The organism is Mycobacterium uberis (assembly GCF_003408705.1).
GTDB classification, from domain to species: Bacteria; Actinomycetota; Actinomycetes; order Mycobacteriales; family Mycobacteriaceae; genus Mycobacterium; species Mycobacterium uberis.
Genome location: NZ_QAYL01000009.1, coordinates 68177 through 86264, shown reverse-complemented (window position 1 = coordinate 86264; position 18088 = coordinate 68177). Strand labels below are relative to the sequence as shown.

Annotated in this window: 9 protein-coding genes and 7 pseudogenes; 7 read left to right on the top strand and 9 right to left on the bottom strand. The window is 55.8% G+C overall.

Annotated features, from left to right (window positions below):
* Nucleotides 1–206 precede the first annotated feature (206 nt).
* On the top strand, nt 207–1205 hold the full coding sequence (locus MUBE_RS07595; RefSeq protein ID WP_116540067.1) for a M23 family metallopeptidase: 999 nt from the start codon (nt 207–209) through the stop codon (nt 1203–1205).
* A 74-nt stretch (nt 1206–1279) separates the two neighbouring features.
* On the opposite strand, the gene MUBE_RS15740 is transcribed toward MUBE_RS07595, so the two are convergent.
* Both MUBE_RS15740 and MUBE_RS07585 read right to left on the bottom strand, forming a co-directional pair.
* Nucleotides 1280–1495, bottom strand: coding sequence for a hypothetical protein (locus MUBE_RS15740; RefSeq protein WP_165849761.1), 216 nt, complete (start codon nt 1493–1495; stop codon nt 1280–1282).
* 282 nt (nt 1496–1777) lie between these two features.
* Nucleotides 1778–4114, bottom strand: a complete 2337-nt coding sequence (locus tag MUBE_RS07585; RefSeq protein ID WP_116540066.1) for a UvrD-helicase domain-containing protein — start codon at nt 4112–4114, stop codon at nt 1778–1780.
* Nucleotides 4115–4929: 815 nt separating this feature from the next.
* Here MUBE_RS07585 and MUBE_RS07580 point away from each other — a divergent pair.
* Both MUBE_RS07580 and pgi read left to right on the top strand, forming a co-directional pair.
* Nucleotides 4930–5256, top strand: coding sequence for a chorismate mutase (locus MUBE_RS07580; protein ID WP_116540065.1), 327 nt, complete (start codon nt 4930–4932; stop codon nt 5254–5256).
* Between the two features lie 150 nt (nt 5257–5406).
* Nucleotides 5407–7071, top strand: a complete 1665-nt coding sequence (pgi, locus tag MUBE_RS07575; protein ID WP_116540064.1) for a glucose-6-phosphate isomerase — start codon at nt 5407–5409, stop codon at nt 7069–7071.
* On the opposite strand, the pseudogene MUBE_RS07570 reads toward pgi, so the two are convergent.
* The 4 pseudogenes from MUBE_RS07570 to cobF all read right to left on the bottom strand — a co-directional run bounded on the left by MUBE_RS07570 (nt 7068) and on the right by cobF (nt 10094).
* Nucleotides 7068–7816: pseudogene (locus MUBE_RS07570) on the bottom strand (SDR family oxidoreductase). The gene pgi and the pseudogene MUBE_RS07570 sit on opposite strands and share 4 nt — an antisense overlap.
* Nucleotides 7817–7832: 16 nt before the next feature.
* Nucleotides 7833–8706, bottom strand: a pseudogene (locus MUBE_RS17725) (DNA-formamidopyrimidine glycosylase family protein).
* A 43-nt stretch (nt 8707–8749) separates the two neighbouring features.
* Nucleotides 8750–9184 (bottom strand): annotated as a pseudogene (locus MUBE_RS20725) (PE family protein); the annotation flags it as partial.
* A gap of 130 nt (nt 9185–9314) precedes the next feature.
* Nucleotides 9315–10094: pseudogene (gene cobF, locus MUBE_RS07550) on the bottom strand (precorrin-6A synthase (deacetylating)).
* 139 nt (nt 10095–10233) lie between these two features.
* Between cobF and MUBE_RS07545 the strand changes: the two are divergent.
* The 4 genes and pseudogenes from MUBE_RS07545 to MUBE_RS07530 all read left to right on the top strand — a co-directional run.
* The gene (locus MUBE_RS07545; RefSeq protein WP_116540061.1) at nt 10234–11139 is read left to right on the top strand and encodes an AurF N-oxygenase family protein; all 906 of its coding nucleotides are present in this window, start codon (nt 10234–10236) and stop codon (nt 11137–11139) included.
* On the top strand, nt 11124–12386 hold the full coding sequence (locus MUBE_RS07540) for a DUF4873 domain-containing protein (RefSeq protein WP_243632930.1): 1263 nt from the start codon (nt 11124–11126) through the stop codon (nt 12384–12386). The genes MUBE_RS07545 and MUBE_RS07540 overlap by 16 nt, the downstream gene beginning before the upstream one ends.
* 478 nt (nt 12387–12864) lie before the next feature.
* Nucleotides 12865–13698 (top strand): annotated as a pseudogene (locus MUBE_RS07535) (STAS domain-containing protein).
* A 116-nt stretch (nt 13699–13814) separates the two neighbouring features.
* Nucleotides 13815–14582, top strand: a pseudogene (locus MUBE_RS07530) (LLM class flavin-dependent oxidoreductase); the annotation flags it as partial.
* A gap of 477 nt (nt 14583–15059) precedes the next feature.
* On the opposite strand, the gene MUBE_RS17720 reads toward MUBE_RS07530, so the two are convergent.
* The 3 genes and pseudogenes from MUBE_RS17720 to ligD form a co-directional block, all read right to left on the bottom strand.
* Nucleotides 15060–15329, bottom strand: a complete 270-nt coding sequence (locus MUBE_RS17720; protein WP_243632929.1) for a cytochrome P450 — start codon at nt 15327–15329, stop codon at nt 15060–15062.
* Nucleotides 15330–15585: 256 nt separating this feature from the next.
* A complete protein-coding gene (locus MUBE_RS17715) occupies nt 15586–15963 on the bottom strand; it encodes a cytochrome P450 (RefSeq protein WP_243632928.1) in 378 nt (125 codons plus the stop codon).
* Between the two features lie 615 nt (nt 15964–16578).
* A pseudogene (gene ligD, locus MUBE_RS20145) lies at nt 16579–18058 on the bottom strand (non-homologous end-joining DNA ligase LigD).
* Nucleotides 18059–18088: the final 30 nt, after the last annotated feature.

Sequence of the window (18088 nt, the reverse complement as noted above, 5' to 3'; positions counted from 1 at the left end):
AACGCCGCATCCCACCGATATGACACCGGTCACCAAAGGTTTACCATGTCGTCCTGCAACGTGATTCAAATCACAATTTCGTACGGAATTTGTTTCTGATTTGCCAGCCGCATCTGTTAGCGGATACCGTCTCAACGTCCAGATAACGTTATGGTCACGATCCGAGGACATTTAGGTTGCCCCAACACCGTCTCATTCGCTCATGCATGGCTGCCGGAGTCGTGCGCTCATCCCGTCACCGCTGGTTGAAGCACTATCGTAACGACGTCACCGAAATCATTCCCGTCGACGGCTTTGACAACCTCGATGCCCTTTATGACCTGGATTTCGCCGAAATTGGCGAGCTGGGATTCAACGATGACTACGGCTTCGACAACGAAACGCAAGTGCTACCGGCTCCAGAGCACGACGATCTCCATGACATCGACAACCTGACCTCGGAACCGCTAGCCGCGCCTTCCAACGTTGCCCCCAACTTCACCGACACACCTCACCAACCCGGCCAGCACCGAAAGCAACTGACCGGCGCAGCCAGGGGCCGTTTGCTGATCTCGGCAATGGCCGCCGGTGCAGCGATCGCAGCTGTATATGCCACCACCAGCCATGCCGACATCCCCAAGACCCAGACTGTACTGGCCGCCAACGCATCGGCATTTAGCGGCGCAACAGTCAGCAACGCAACCCGTGGCGTCCAGGTCATCGTGGTCCAGCCCGCGGCTAGTAACGCAGTGCACAACGAGGAACTCGCCAAAGGCGTCGCCTTCGCCCACGAACGTGCTCAGCGTGAGGCGCGCCTGTCGCAGCCGCTTTACGTGATGCCAACACAAGGCATATTGACCTCAAATTTTGGATACCGCTGGGGTGTGCTGCACGCCGGTATCGACCTGGCCAACGCGATCGGAACCCCGATCCTTGCGGTGTCCGACGGCGTAGTCATCGACGCTGGCCCGACTGCTGGCTACGGCATGTGGGTCAAGCTACGCCATGCCGACGGCACGGTCACACTCTATGGTCACGTCAACACCACTCTGGTCAGCGTTGGTCAGCGCGTGATGGCGGGCGACCAGATAGCTAACATGGGTAACCGAGGCAACTCCACCGGCCCACACTTGCACTTCGAAGTGCTGCTCGGCGGCAGTGAACGAATTGACCCCGTACCGTGGTTGGCCACGCGAGGAATCTACGTCGGTAATTACACCAGTTAACCCGGTGACTGCACCAGACGACGGATCACAAACCAGGATTATCCAATGCGCCTCGGCAGGACCAATTCCCGTAATTACGTTATGCGGCGACCACTAAATATGCTTCGCCACTTACTGCGGGCATTCCACCTACTCGCGGGAGTCAGCTGGTAAGTCTGGCAGGCGCACCGACCGGACAGCCGAGTGGCGAGCGGCAGGACGGCAGTCACCGCCTGCGCGGTCAGCATCGTCAGCATGTGGGCCACGTCGGTGGTGGCCGCCGACGTGATCGCCGGCTGGTTAAAATCCATTCTACCGGCTTGTTTTGCATTGCGGCAGGGTTTCTCGCCCCGGTGTCTGCCATACCCACCGTGTCCGGCATGATCATGCTGCTACAAAGGCGCTCTCTTGGGCACTACCTCGTCATCGCCGGCCACGATAGCCGCCTTGTTAGCTTTACGGCAGGGTATTCATCGCGGGAGCTCAGATGCTTGGATTGTGCACACCCTTCCGCTGTTGCCACTGGCCATCGGGGTGCTAGCGCTACACCCGCGAACCAAATGCTGGCTGCTGGGGTGACGAGCTGCACCGGCCTAAAGCTTGGTTACCGGGGCGTGGTTATACATCAACTTCACTCGCCCTGAACTGCCGAAATCGATCAGTGACATCGCCGATTCGCCAACACCGGAGACTTCTTCAACCCGACCCAGGCCGTACTTATCATGTGTCACCCGGTCACCAGGCGTCAGCACCAATAGCGCACGCTTACTAGCCCCTGACCGGATCGGCAACGGACGCACCGTGCCAAACCGGCCTGCGCCGCTCACCGGTGCACTGTATGACAGAGCAGGGGCGCTGCGCCGCCAGTCGATGAGTTCTTGGGGGATTTCCCGCAGGAACCGCGACTCAGGGTTGAGCACGGGCTGTCCCCACGAAGATCGAACTATGACCCTGCTTAGATAGAGACGTTGACGGGCCCGGGTGATGCCGACATAGGCCAGCCTACGCTCCTCCGAGAGCTCAATAGGGTCGCCCAACGCCCGCATGTGCGGGAACATGCCATCCTCCCATCCGGTGATGAATACCACCGGGAATTCCAAACCTTTCGCGGTATGCAACGTCATCAGTGTTACGACACCGGAATTGTTTTCGGGGATCTCGTCGGTGTCGGAAACCAGCGAGACCCGTTCCAGAAACGCAGCCAACACACCGGTGTCCGGCACATCTTCATCATCAGGTGTATGCAGCGACTCCTCAAGCACAGCAGTGTTAGCCTGATCGATACTGAATTCGTTTGCGACGCTTACGAGCTCATTGAGATTGTCCAGCCGTGCTAACTCCTGTGGATCAGTGAAGGACTCCAACTCCCTACGGTATCCACTACGTTCCAGCACAAACTCGACCAGCTCACCCAGGTCATCATCGAGATGACCCCGCAGGTCGTCAAGCAGTTCAATAAAACCCGCGATCGCTTTCTTCGCGAGGGTATTTAGCGTTGGTACTTTGCCTTCGGCCGCAGCCTGTAACGCTTCAGCGAAGCTAATACCAGTGTTCTCAGCGTACACCGACACGCAAGCCTCGGTGCGATCGCCGATGCCGCGACGCGGTGTATTGAGGATGCGCCGCATGCTGACGGCGTCATCAGGGTTGTCCAGCACCCGCAGGTAAGCGATAACATCACGAATCTCCTTGCGCTCGTAAAACCGAACTCCCCCAACAACTTTATACGGAATTCCGGCACGAATAAATACTTCCTCCAATGACCGCGAAGAATTGTTGGTACGATAGAAGATAGCTACATCGCTGTAGGAGATCTCGCCGCGCCTGGCCAGCACATCGATTTCATCGGCGACAAATCTAGCCTCATCATGTTCGTGGTCGGCGACGTAGCCAATGATCAACTCGCCTTTGCCGGCGTCAGTCCACAGTCGTTTGTCACGGCGTCCGGAATTACGGGAAATCACGGAGTTGGCCGCCGACAGAATATGTTGTGTCGAGCGGTAATTCTGTTCCAGCAGAATCGTTGTAGCATCCGGGTAGTCGCGCTCAAAGTCCTCGATGTTGCGAATGGTGGCACCACGGAACGTGTAGATTGACTGATCGGCATCGCCGACGACGCACAACTCCCCCGGCAGCAGTTCGTCAGGTGAATTTCCGGGATCGTGACCGACCAATTCCCGCACCAGCACGTACTGCGCGTAATTGGTGTCTTGATATTCGTCGACCAAAACGTGCCGAAACCGCCGCCGGTAGTATTCAGCAATCTGCGGAAAAGCCTGCAAGACCCCGACGGTTTCCCCGATCAGGTCGTCGAAGTCCAGCGCGTTGGCTGCCCGCAGTCGACGCTGGTATTCGCCATAGACAACGGCAACCGTGCGGGTCAGGTCATCAGCACCTTCAGATAGGTTGGCCACCGCACGTTCGGCATCGATCAATTCGTTCTTCATGTTGGAGATGGCGTGGGCCATTAGCCGTGACGAATAACGCTTGATGTTGAGCCCCATGTCTCGGCCGATCATCTGCAGCATGCGGCGCGAATCGTCGGCATCATAGATCGAAAAGTTGGAGTTGAGGCCGTTGATCAGAGAAGCTTGTTTACGCAAAATACGCACGCAAGTCGAGTGGAACGTCGACACCCACATAGACGGCCTAGTCCGGGCTCCGATCAGTCGGACCACACGCTCACGCATCTCCACGGCAGCCTTGTTAGTGAATGTAATGGCCAGAATCTGACCAACCCCGACATCTCGTGCTGCGATCAGATAAGCGATCCGCCGCGTCAATACCGTAGTTTTGCCCGAACCCGCACCGGCGACAATCAGCAGCGGCGAACCCTCATGCACCACCGCCTGGCGCTGCTGCGGGTTGAGGCCGTCAAGCAGGAGATCTGCCTCGGGGCCGGGCTTGGCATTGGTCACGTGCACACTCATGTCATCCCAAACCTACCGCCATCCGCAAACAACGACTGGCCAGACTACGCGGCACGCATGATCTGCCACGCCGGAGTGCGTGCTAGCCGAGCATGAAGCTGGCCGAACATTCTGGAAAGACATCGGAACAAACCGCTAGGAACCCGGCCATAGAATCGTTGCCCTGGTTACTCGAACGTCCTGCCTTAGCGACTTGCCGTTACCGCTGTTGGACACAGTCACACACCCCCGAGGCCACTCGAATTGAATTCAGAAGCCGCCGAACCGAACTAATCTTAGTTAGTTTAGACTAAGCGGTCGCCGCTTGAAGCATCGGACCCGATCACGCACCGTAGACATCTGCAATGAATATTGCTTCAGGTGACAACAGAAATAAGAAACCATCTACCGTAAAATTTCCTATCTTAGGCCATTTGGTGACCTGCTCGAGAATACCGTTGCGATCAGGTTCATCTAGCGGTATGTGTACCGCGTTTCGCAACTACTTCCCGGAGGAGGACGCATAGGAGCAAGCTCACTGAGCCCGGAATCCCAAGCATTGACAACTTTCACCCAGTAGTGGCTACGAGCCGGACCCTATTTACGTTACGATCGATTTTTCAATGTCAAAATTTGAGCCGTGCTTTTGCACCCACACTGTCGTAAGTGGCACACTTATTTGGTGCTCAACAAGCAGTGCCCTGCACAGCTCTCGACCCACGAGTTGAATCGACGATTTTTCTACGGGTACCGGCCAGTGGTACCCGTGGTTTAGCTACTTTCGCAGAGCCCCGTGGTCCGCTTCGGCTTCGGGGCTTATCTCTTTGTGAGGCCTGATGCTGGATGAGACCAGACCCCCCCCACATCACGAGAACGCGGAGTTAACAGAGATGAACACAGAAGTGGTCAAAGCGCCACAACTGACCAATATCGAGGAGTTGCGCGAAGAGATCGACCGGTTAGACGCTCAAATCCTCGCTGCGGTAAAACGGCGTGCTGAAGTATCCCAAGCGATCGGCAAAGTAAGGATGGCCTCCGGCGGCACCCGCCTGGTACATAGCCGCGAAATGAAGGTCATCGAACGCTATAGCGAGCTCGGCCCCGATGGTAAAGCTCTGGCAATGCTGTTGTTGCGACTAAGTAGAGGCCGGCTTGGCCACTAAATACCCATTATTAGAGTCAGCGGTCACATCGTGGGCCTGCAACGTCCCGGACAACGTCACCCACATCTGCAGCACGTGCTAGGCGCCGGGTTAAAATTCGCTTGCCTAGTCTACCTGCGCCGTCGTATCAAAGCACACTAGGGTCAAACCATGACCTCCGTACAAGCAATCCCCGACATCACCGCCACCCCGGCGTGGGATGCCCTGCTCAGGCATCACGACGAGATCGGGAAAACCCATCTACGCCAGTTCTTCGCCGAAGATCCCGATCGCGGCCACGAGTTCACAGTTACGGTCGGCGACCTTTACATCGACTACAGCAAACATCGCATCACCCGCGACACAGTGCGGCTGCTGGTCGATCTGGCCCGAGCAGCCAATCTTGAACAACGCCGCAACCAAATGCTCGCCGGCGTACACGTCAATACCTCGGAGAATCGGGCGGTACTACACACCGCGCTGCGGCTACCCCGAGACGCCGAACTGATCGTCGACGGCCAAAACATTGTCCAGGACGTACACGCGGTACTGGATGCCATGGGTGATTTCACCGACCGACTACGCAGCGGCGAATGGACCGGTGCCACCGGGAAACGCATCAACACCGTCGTCAACATCGGCATCGGTGGTTCAGACCTAGGTCCGGTTATGGTGTCCCAGGCATTGCGTCATTACGCTGACGCGGGGATCTCGGCGCGTTTCGTGTCCAACGTCGATCCCGCCGACCTGACCGCGAAACTAGCAGATTTAGAACCTGAAACAACGCTTTTCATCGTCGCGTCGAAAACGTTCTCGACGCTAGAAACATTGACAAACGCCACCGCCGCACGGCGCTGGCTGACCGACACACTTGGTGACGCCGCCGTGTCCAAGCATTTTGTCGCCATCTCTACTAACAAGCGTCTGGTCGACGACTTCGGCATCAACACGGCAAATATGTTCAGATTCTGGGATTGGGTGGGCGGCCGTTATTCAGTCGATTCGGCGATCGGGCTGTCGCTGATGGCGGTCATCGGACGAGAGGCCTTCGCCGACTTCCTGTCCGGCTTCCACATCGTTGACCAACATTTCAAGAGCGCACCATTGGAGTCCAACGCGCCGGTGTTGCTCGGACTGATCGGACTGTGGTACTCGGACTTCTTGGGTGCGCAATCACGGGCCGTGCTGCCATACTCCAATGATTTGGCACGTTTTGCAGCCTATCTGCAACAGTTAGCCATGGAATCTAACGGCAAGTCAACACGCGCTGACGGCACGCCAGTCACCACCAACACTGGTGAAATCTACTGGGGAGAAATGGGAACAAATGGCCAGCACGCCTTCTACCAGTTGCTGCATCAGGGCACCCGGTTGGTGCCGGCCGACTTCATCGGATTCAGCCAACCCATCGACGATTTGCCGACTGTCGAAGGCACCGGCAGCATGCACGACCTGCTAATGAGCAATTTTTTTGCTCAGACCCAAGTGCTGGCGTTCGGCAAGACCGCGGAAGAAATCACGGCCGAAGGCACGCCCACAGAAGTAGTGCCGCACAAGGTGATGCCTGGAAACCGGCCAACCACCTCGATCCTGGCCAGCCGGCTTACCCCGTCAGTGTTGGGCCAGCTGATCGCACTCTACGAGCATCAGGTGTTCACCGAGGGTGTGATCTGGGGCATCGACTCGTTCGACCAGTGGGGCGTGGAGCTAGGCAAGACACAAGCCAAGGCGCTGCTGCCGGTAATGACAAGCAAAGCCTCGCCCGCGCGACAGTCGGACAGCTCCACCGATACGCTGGTCCGTCGCTACCGGACCGAACGAGGGCGCGTGAGCTAAGCGAATCGCTCGGTCAGCGGCGGCAGCACCATCATCAGCTGTGCCAGCGGTGTCCACGGCCATCATGGCACCACTGCTCAACCGGGCTCACGTTCTATTGCGTCGACTAGAACCTTAACGCCAGTTGCGTTGTCTAACATAAATATTGTTCTTACTGATTTAGCCGTTATCTCCGTTTCAATGTAACCTAACTCCAGCACCGATATCTTGATCGAGTCGCTTGGGTATTCGGCGCGCAGCGATTCGTCTAGTGATCACATTTCAACTTTGCTTGCGGTGTAAGCGACTTTAACGCCCGGTACCCCTTTAGCGCCGAGTATCAAGGGTGATGAGCACCAGATGCCCCGGGCCGCTTTTCGTGAACATCTCCAGTGCGGTTTCGATCTGCACCAGGGCGGCTACCAAGTTGGTCTCATATAGTCGCCTTATTAGCCCACAGCTGGCCAGAACATAGCCGGCCACCCTTACCGCTGCCAGCATTAACGACGATGCGGTCAATCCCGCCAAGCTTAGCGTTGAGTACGGAGAGCACCTTCGGAATCTGCTCATGGTGATTGATGTTCAGCGTGGCGACTGCCATCTTGATAACTGGATACTGTTGCTAAAGCTCATCTTTCACCGTATCCAACAGATCGGTTCAGCAAGCACATAGTGCCAGGTCACAACCCTTAGGAGCGAACGAATGCGCCATTCCGGCGCCCAGGCCAGAACTGGCGCCGATAATGAGGATTTTCCGGCGAATCACCCAGGCAGCATATCGACTACTTAAGCAGTCGCAACATGCACCGTTCGGACAGCACCTTGCTGCCGATCTGGTGCGTTGGGCAGTACTGAAAAGACTTGTCCGCGAACGATACTTCACACACGGCGTCCCCGCACATCAGGCACGGCAACCCGGTACATGCATGTATCCATAGCCCGGACCGCTTCTCCTCTTTAAACATGGCAGCACCTCTGACTGAGGGAGCGGCTGACGGCATCGAACAGCATCGACACCATACACGTCACGCAAAGCTGCCGTTTTCATGTTACGTACGATAGCTTCCCGGCTGTGGCGAACGGTGAGCTCCTGGCAACATGCACAGTCGCGTCGCTGTAGGCATCACCTGTACCGGCGAGCATCTTCTGACCGGTGATGACGGTCTTCATCCGGTCAGTGTTGTTAGCCAGTAGCCCCGCCAGCCCCTCGACATTGATACCCAAAACATCCGACCCGAGGGTAGCAAGTCCAGGGACCTGTTCCGTGGTCGTCAACCAACCAGACAGCTAGCCGCTTCGGGGTCCTAGCCTCAGTGGGGTGGAAGCTGAGCACACTACCGGAAATGCCCAGATAGATGCGCAGCACGATCGGCCCTACTTCCAGGGTGGAACGATGCCGCAGCTAGCTTGTTGGACCGCCGCAACCAGCCCGCGTGCAACAGATGAGCGATCAGCATCACCGTGTCGGCCTGCAGGCCTAGGTACTTGCTCCACCGGCCAGCCCCGGCTACGGTCTGGCCTCTCGATGCATCGACCGGCCGATCGACGGTTTTCAACACAGAAAGTACGGCAACATCGAAACGACCGACCAGCAAACTGACTGCGTGGCGCCGCCATATAGTCGACCAACGTTTTGATCTCGGAAAATTCAAACACACATTCAGTCTCGCCGAGCCCACTACATGTTTTCCGGTGGTCTGCCAGTGCCGCCGTTGCTGAACAACAACTGGCCGACCCCGCCGTTTTGCCCGTTACCCGGCTGGCCGTCAACTCCATTACCGATCAGCGGGTGGCCCAATAACGCCTGGGTCGGAACATGAATCACATTGAGCGCGTCTTGCTCCACCGTCTGCACAGGCTAGGTGTTAGCGGACTCGGTGGCAGCATATTGGCAGAATCCACCGCTCATCAATTGCACGAACTGATTGTGGAACAACGCCACTTGTACGTTGAGCACCTGATAGACTTGAGCGTGCATGCCGAATAACGCCGCTGGCGCGATCGACGCCTCATTGACATCCGCGGCAAGCACACCTCTCGTCGGGCCCAGAGCCACTGTGTTGGCCGAGCTGATCGTCGAACCAATATTCGCCAAATCTGTTGCTGCCGGCACGTACTCCGGCGCCGCGACCAGCTAGAGACAGTCCAACCTACCCCTCTCGCGCTATCAGATAACAGTAATCGCTCAGCAGCGAAAACATGTCGTTACTAACACCAAACTTCCGGATCTTGAGTAAATCCTTGATCTACGGGTAGCCAGGTCCTCACCCCATCACTGCGCTCCAAGTAAATAGATATTCCGAGATATCCATGATCCAACTGCGCCGAGCCCGCACGGCGGCCTGCAACGCAACGATACACGCCGCGACCTCGCCAATCGTGCCCGCAGTTAGCAGCTCATCGTCGGCACCCAGGTAGGCGCCCCACTAAACCCGCGTACCCGTAAGGCACACCTGAAACAAGTAATTCAGCGTCCAACATCACCACGGCAAAGCCAGACAACCCATGCTTGCGCAGCTGTCTACCGGTGGTGATGACAACCGGTTCACCAGCCTCGTTGAGCGGGATACAATGCTAGACTGTGAGTCTTTACATCATACTGATGCTCAAAATAACAGCATTAGGTGACACCAACATCGGCCGCAACGTCATCAAGTTATGTGCAGCATGCTGTCGTACAGCGACGGATCACCCCAAGTAAGGAAAGCACCTACGTCGTCATCCATCTAATTCGGCGACGATCGCCGAAGCCCAGACCCGTGCTCGCGATGCGTGCCGATCAAAGACTTCTTCCCGGTAATTGGCATCGGTTGACCGCTCCGGGGCCGACAGCTCGACGAATCATATAGCCAGACCGTACGAATGAACCACGCGTAGATCTCCCGCCGCAGTTTAACCAGGTCGTTATCCAACTCGCCTTTGTCCACTGCAAAGAACACCTGCGTGTCGTTGAGCGCTTCGATCGCCTGGACCACCAGATAGTCGGGATCTCCGGCGCCAATGCCGATAATTGTGGATGCGACTCGATTACTGCCTCCTGACATACCTCCGGCACAGCCCAGTTTAAGTGGACCCAAATGAACACCCCAACACCTAGTCAAAACCTTAGGTACCCGATACTATAGGTATCGGATATCGATTGCGATCTCCCTACCGTCTCACGAATCGAGGGGAAAATCAGCGATGACCACCACGGTGAAACCAAGCGGGCCGAGTCGTGAGGAGTTCTCCGAGCGTTTACTCAAAGGCTCCGTAAAAAAGTCCTACGAGCCCATCGTTGACATCGATTGGGACGCCCCGCTCCACCCGGACAAATTCTATCTGCCACCACGGCTGGTGTCCCTATACAGCACCCGGATGTGGAACGAGATGACCCGCGAACAACAAATTGAGCTATCCCGCCAGGAATTAGTCAACACGTTGTCAGTCGGAATCTGGTTCGAGAACTTGCTCAATCAAGCGTTGTTACGCACTATAATGCACGAGGATCCCACGAGCCGGTCAACGCATTACAAACTAACTGAGCTGGGCGACGAAACCCGGCACATGGTGATGTTCGGTAAAGCGATCGAACGCATCGGCGCCAAGCCGGTACGCCCACGGCTAGTGCACAGGATGATCATCAACGCCCTACCACTGCTGTTCCAGCGGGGCTCGATGCTGTGGGTGAGCGCACTGATCGGCGAAGAAATCTTTGACTCACTGCAACGGCAGATGATGGACGACCCGGAATTACAGCCGATTATCCAGCGGTTGATGCGGATTCACGTTACCGAAGAGGCTCGCCACATACAGTTCGCTCGCGACGGTGTACGTAAGCAGATGCAGACAATGCCACGGTTCAACAAATGGTTTATGGCGAACATCAACTGGACCGGTGGCTATTTCTTCCGTTTCCTGTTCAGCAATCCCATCCCATATGCACGAACAGGTCTGGATCCACACCGGGCACAAATGGCCGCGCGTAACAGCCCACACCGTCACGACGTCCAAGTGGCCGGTTTCGCACCACTGGCCACATTTTTGACCGAGATAGGGCTGATGGGCCCGATCTCACGTCGCGGCTGGAAACGTTGCAAGTTTCTGTGATCCAAACACCCAGCCGATCTCAGGCCCGCCACCGCGTTGTCGTCATCGCCGCGGTAGTCGAAAGGCACCGCGTTGGAGCCGAGCTGCTGGCAGCCGGCGTCACCGACTTTGCGATCCTCGACGAAGCACCCGGTCACGAAGTGATCAGTTCGGTATTCGACGACTACACCCATTGCTGGACGTTGCGAACAGCTGCCGGCAAGACTCTCCGTGCCGACGCCGTCATCACGAACCACCAGTCCATATACGTACCGTGGACACCAAAATTAGATGTACACAACATTTTTCGCGGGGAATCGTTCCACTCGGCGCAGTGGGACATCAGTTTTAATCCAGCCGGTAAGCACATCGCGGTTGTCGGCGCCGACGCCACCGTCAGCCACTACATCGGCCAGCTGAGCGAATCAGCAGCCTCAGTCACCGTCTTCGCGCACGCTCCGCGCCGGATTATCCCAGAAGTATCCTTATGGGCATCCCACACCAAACGCTGGCTACGCCGCCACACCCAACCCCGAACACCTGGGCCCACAGTGACGTTGGTAGGCTCACCGATCCAAGCCGTGACCACGCTCGGCATTCGCACCAGCGACGGAGTGGATCACCGTGCTGATGCCATCATCTACGGTACCGGTTTTGCGATCCGCGACCGAATCTCCGACGAGACGCTAGTCGGCACCGGCGGACTGACTATCCAGCAGGCCTGGAAGGACGGGACGGAGCCCTACCTCGGGGTTGCCGTTCACGGGTTCCCTAACTACTTCTTCATAACCGGACCCAACATCGGCGCGCAAGCACGCTACGTAGCCGAATGTGTCGGGCTGCTACAGCACTCCGCCAACACCCGCATCGAGGTCCGGCGCAGCAGTCAACAGGTGTTCAACGAGCGAGTCTACCTAAGTCCCACTCAACTTTACCGGGTTGGCCCGACGTTCAAAACGTTTGATTTGTCCTGCAATGCAAATAATCACGATAAGATCTATGATGGTGCAGCAACGCTAACGATTGCCGGCACCAGCCATCTAGCTCACGTACGACTTACCGGCCACCTCGATCCGATCGACGGCCAGTACCACTGGCAGGGGATGGTGTTCGATCCCTTGCCCGATACTGCGCTCAAGCAAGCGGCACACGCGACAGTGACAGTGCGAGATCGCAGTGCACCCGCACGCATCGTTGAACAAACACCCTGGGGCACGCACTCGATCGCCGGAGTGGGCGCTCCACCGTACGCGCTGTACTGCCCCTGAATAGGCCCCGGACGCATAATCGAGATAGTTTGACGCTTGTTGCGTCATCCTTCGGTTTTGTTAGCGATTGACATCAGGATAATCCGATACACTGAAATCGAGCTCACACGACGAGGAAGCTATACACATGAAATTAGGTATTTCTGGTGGGTGTGCGTGCTGCGACAGGAGATAACGACGTGGTTAGCAGTTAATGCTTCTGACCGGTGGGACTTGGGAACTTACCCGATGCGCATCCGGTCTGTGGCACAGCCATGAGTCTGCGGCCGACCCCTTACTGTGCGACCCGCCCTGCCACTCGCTTGGCAGTAGACGCTGGATGGTTTGCCGCCGGAGAATGGCATCCTCACGAAAGTTGGCCGGACATGGAGTTCCGAAAGCAGCCGAAGGAAGGCGGCAGGATGGAGTAGCAAACCCGGGTTATGACCTCCAATATACTTTTCGGTCAAATTAGCAACAGGGACGCTCCAGGCTGTTGATGAGAAGTCCGCACCCGCACCGCAGTCGGTTGCGGACTGACGGACAACTAACGGTGAGCGCGGTGGCCAAGTCGCCGGGCTTATTGACCTTTGCCGCACGCGCGGAGCAATCAATGACCGTCACCTCTCCGGGGCGTGTTGGACACTAGCAACTCCGCGGTGTTGCGCAACTACGTCATGACGGGCCACTCTCGACCAGCCTTTGGCTATCATCGTCGACATCACCGGACTTCAAGTAGCAGCGGAATCGGCGTGGTCAACTTTCATCAGAATGCTCTGGGAAGTCGGCACCCAGCCTGACGTTCCAATCATGCTTGCATGCGGTCACCGTGCAGCCAACGAGGTGATCGCCTCAGCGGGGTCAAACAGCTTCATGCCGATATACTCAACCGAGAAAAGTGCAATTAAGGCCATATATCGGCTCGTCCATCGTGCTGTCTTGCGCGCCAATTCCCAGTTGTTCACGAATCTGACCAGTCTGCGCGAGTCGCGCCGGCTGGTCCGCGAGTAGCTCACCACTTGATCGCAAACGGCACTTATCCCGGTCTCGTTGGTGGTTGTCAACATGTTCATAGGAAACGTGCTGAAATATACCGGACTGAAACAGGCCGGAAGAGAACCACTGATGCAGATCGAAAATGACTGCGCGATAGCAACTATCGCGGTGTCAGACAGAGGCGGCGCGCCCATTCAGGTGCTGACGCCACCTCTGACTGACATCGACATACCTGGTTTGGCGATTGTCGTCGCGTTATCACTGGCCTGGGGCAGCACTCTCACATCATCGGGCAAGACGGTATGGACCGGTGATCAGTCCCGAAAGCCAACTCTAGCCAGCTTCACCCGGTGCACCCTGCTGTGTGGAAGCCCGAACGTTGATCAATCTTAGAACACATCTTAAAAATGTATTTCAACCTGGTGTAACGGTCCCTGCAAGATAAAGTATATCATGTGTGACTCACCATTTGCGGAGTCACTGACTGACACGAAAGTCTATATATCTCTGGCCCGAGCTGCCGAGACAGTCTACTGCAGTAGTATAACCATCGACGACAACCTCGCCTACTCAGCCGAGTCCAACTCCAAGTACCGGTATACACCTGACGGCAGCTGAGCATTCCTCTATGGCAAAGAAACTATCGAAGTCTTTGTCTTAACAGCAGTATTGGGTGGGATGACGTCAACACTAAAGTTCAACTTCTTCGTCCTCAAATTTCCCGTTCGACCGCCCACCATGGTGGCCAAACAGGTGAGGTCATTGTCCGCGCTGATCGGCAACCGGATGGGACTCGACGTCAGCACCACACCGTATTCTGAAAATTATGAGTTAATGGGCACCCCATTCGCCAAGCGTGGCAAGCTGATCGACGAATATAGTGAGATCGTTCACGGCCTTAACAGCGGTAACTACTTCGAGTTCTACAATATCCCCAATACCAAGATGAACCCGGTCCCGACCCAGCCGATCCCGATCTTGGTCGGCGGTCACGCCGATACTACGCTGCGATGCGCGGGGAGCCTCGACGGCTGGATGTAAGGTTGCGGCACTGACCCTGAAAAGATCGACCGGATCATCACTCTGGTGAAGAAGTTTCGCGAGAAGGAGAGCAAGACCGGACCGTTCGAAATCTACGCGATTTCAATGGAAACCTAAACTGTCGACGGCATCAAACGCCTGGAGGACAAAAGCGTCACCGACGCCATCGTGAGCTTCCTGTGATCCTATACTAAGGGACACGATACCGAGCTGCTAGAGACAAAGATTCGCCATATATAACACATATAAAACTACACTACGAAAATTAGCTTGAAAGTATCAGCTTTTGTAAAATTATCACACTTTAGAGCCGCTTTTTCTTACGCAGTTTTGACGACTCCAGTCTGGCTATTGGTGAGCGTTAGTACAATCCTCAAGCTCGTTGAGAGCAGTCTTAGTGTGCAACTAGAGTCAGATCAAACCTGTACAGGCAGTGCCGATATTCCACGCATTGCTACGTTAAGATAGTAGACTAGTTCACCGTTCAGCTGCACCTGTGGGAAACGCACACTGATTACAGATAATGTTGTCATCGTTTCCAACCCGGCCAGTACTGTTTCCAGGAAAAAGTGTGAGCTTAAAGTAAATGTTCAATGCTGTGAGTAGACCGCTGGATCACGGTTGACGGCAACAAGAAACAATACCATTTTGTCACCCTTAATTAAAGCCGTCTGGACGATCGTCATATCGCTCAGTAGCAACCCGACCAATTAGGTGGATTGTCGGGTCATAACGGAGCATCTCCTTAACCACCAGTGGCGCACACTGCGGGTTGTTACCTAGCACACTCCACTGTGACAGGTTGCGCAACATCGCCAGGACCGCATTGGCAATCAGATTCATCGTGGTCTCATAACCAACAACGAGCAGCAAACTACACGTTGCGACAATCTCCTCCTCAGTGAGCTGATCACCCGATTCGTCCACGCTCAAGCAGCCTGGAGATCAAATTATCACCGGGTGTGCCACGTGAACGCTTAACTAGCTACTCCAAGTAATCTCCCAGCTAGCACTCCCTCCTCAGTGGGCTTCGGTAGTCTACCGGTAATGACAATAAATCGAGTCAATTGACTGCACCAATAACGCTGAGAAACGACCGAACTCCGGCACGTCTTCATACAGCATCCCAACAGCCGACAAATCACAGCCACTGCTAGTAGAACGGCTAGTCAAGCTGGCCGGCTCACAGCCCCCTCATCCAACAGGGAATCCGACCAGTGCAATAACTATCTTCTTCTAGCGCCGAAACGACCTTTTGTGCGAACGCCTTACTGACAAGCTTGCGTAACCGAGTGGGATCCTGCGGATCTAGAAACATAAACGACAAGGACCAGAACGGTCGCAGCTCTGCAACAGCAACTATGACTTGTTGCGCTAATGCTGCCTTGAACCAGCCACTGGTCGACAACAGGTGGCGCAATACCTCGTCGCAGTCAGAAAATGACGAGAACACTGTCAACGGCATGCCCAGTAGAGGCATTGTCTCGTAGACAAGTAACGCACGATACACAGGAAACGGATCCACACAGATACCCAGGGCTATCAACCGCAGCGACAGCATCTGTGCCTCGACAAGCTATTGCGGATTCGTTCTCATCGGTCAATCATGACTCAGGTCTCAATAGATGCATACATGATGAACGCATACACGAGTACACGAGTAGGGGCGCACGTCCGCATGATTGAGGTCGGCTAGCCGAATACCATCGAGCACGATGAGTACGTACTCATCGCGACTAGCCACGCCGTCAGTGCTTGGAACAGATGGAGCCAGGCTTAACAGTGTTGCGCTGCGCGTATATTGCGACATCGAATGACGCTCGACGCTCCCTTACACGCGCTTATCGCCACGGACAGCCGGCTAGCCGCCGAACTACGGTACGATCTACAGGGACCCACCGGAGGCACAGCAGCAAGTCCGGGACATGACCGCAGGCTGGCGATGGCACGGACTTGACATGGACATCGACCGCTTGACCTACCCGGGCAAACCCACAGACGTTGCCACACACCTGCAAGCTGATGGATAGGCGGTGGTATGACTCAATCCCATTTAACTAGTCACGGCTGCGGGCTTGCCTGAAGTCAAAGCTGCCGACCGACAAGGCCAAGACAACACGATCAGTTTTGCGCGGACCATCCTCGTTTATTCTTATTTTTAGTTGGGCTTTCGCGGTCAAGAGCATCGTTTGACCAACCATTGAGCCTCCATCACTAGCAGTGCCAACATTTGTAGCTGCGGGGCCTCCGGGTCGAGTTAGCGGTAACGCTGATAGACATTAACGACCACCCGTTCGCCGTCCAGTCAGGTTGCACACTGGACCAGGGCGGTGGTCTACACGGCCTCAGCCCACGATAGACCTATTGCTATAGGCAGCTTCGGCTTGTTCGTCGATATGAACGAGATAGCCACGGAAAGCACGTATCCCATCCGGATCAATGACCGGACCGCAGCAGAGTACCATCGTAGGCGTGTCGAACGCAGTCATCGCCTCGCACGCGGTGACCCAGTTTTTGAAGGCCCATTGACTTGCTTTTAACGCCATTACCGAACCATGCGTCGCGCGCCTAGGTACGACCTCGTCGAACGCGAAATCTTTTTGGTCCCGCCAGCAACTGGTAACCATTGGTTTGAATCCATGCATAACGCACGGAGATCCGGCTGCCGAGCAAGGTGAAGATGACCTCGTTGTCACGGACCTTCTCAGTGTCATAGGTTCTCGGTTTCCAGAGGAAAACACTTGCCAGTGTTACATTCCCTTTTGATAATCTCACTCTCGAATGTGGCGTAGTCCAGTGGATTCTCCTCAATGTGTACCGCCAGATGGCTCACCGATGTGGTATCTGGAAGTTTTTCGGCACCGCCTCAGTACCAAGACCCCGTTTCGTTCTAGCCGGAAATCGTAATGCACCCGACGGGCGTTATTCTCCTGGACAAAGAACGTATGACCTGGATCAATAGTAGTTTTCGCTGGTTCCATTGAAGGAGCCAACTCGGGAATTTTCGATACGTCGCGCATACTGCGCTACTTGGCTACTTGGTCAGCCGATCTGGGCTAAGTGTTCAGACTTCCGGGGTAGTGTCCAGCCGCGCCAGCAAGTCACCATCACGAGCAACCCGGCCAAGTATCTCGTCGTAACGCAGCTAACACAAGGCAAGACCGTCGAATTTCTCCCAACTGCGTAGCATCATTACTGCCGGATGTTCTCGGCCACGCGGCAAGTACAGCACAATGGTGGTCTTCGAACCGCTGTTTTAGTTCCAATCCAAAAACACCTTTCCTGCCCGGAACTTTCGCGTCATAATCGACGTAGCCGGGATCAACTGGGAAGGTGTTCTTAATACTGGCGATCAGATCCCGGGCCACGTGGTTCACTTCGACCAGCTCAGCCCTTATCACGCCAGCACCGGAATCCGTGTCGAACACCAATCGTGTTGCCGGGCCAGGCTATAATCTGCCGAGATCTCCGACAAACTGCCACTGCGGCACGTGAACCTCCAGCAGCACCTGCTGTGCGATCCAGGCCAGCGCGGCTGGACTACCAATAAGCAGATAGGTCGTGATTTTCGACCGGTGAGTCACGCTAACGTGCGACAGCCAGTCCGGCGTTGACGACGCCAACTGCTTTCCGAAGAACGAAACCTGATCGACCACATTGGGTCAGTGCTTACAGGCCGCCGGAAG

What these genes read in the sequence shown, in the direction of transcription:
- MUBE_RS07595 (WP_116540067.1), top strand. Translation starts at nt 207, where the DNA reads ATGGCTGCCGGAGTCGTGCGCTCATCCCGTCACCGCTGGTTGAAGCAC.
- MUBE_RS15740 (WP_165849761.1), bottom strand. Translation starts at nt 1,495, where the DNA reads ATGGATTTTAACCAGCCGGCGATCACGTCGGCGGCCACCACCGACGTG.
- MUBE_RS07585 (WP_116540066.1), bottom strand. Translation starts at nt 4,114, where the DNA reads ATGAGTGTGCACGTGACCAATGCCAAGCCCGGCCCCGAGGCAGATCTC.
- MUBE_RS07580 (WP_116540065.1), top strand. Translation starts at nt 4,930, where the DNA reads ATGCTGGATGAGACCAGACCCCCCCCACATCACGAGAACGCGGAGTTA.
- pgi (WP_116540064.1), top strand. Translation starts at nt 5,407, where the DNA reads ATGACCTCCGTACAAGCAATCCCCGACATCACCGCCACCCCGGCGTGG.
- MUBE_RS07545 (WP_116540061.1), top strand. Translation starts at nt 10,234, where the DNA reads ATGACCACCACGGTGAAACCAAGCGGGCCGAGTCGTGAGGAGTTCTCC.
- MUBE_RS17715 (WP_243632928.1), bottom strand. Translation starts at nt 15,963, where the DNA reads ATGCTGTCGCTGCGGTTGATAGCCCTGGGTATCTGTGTGGATCCGTTT.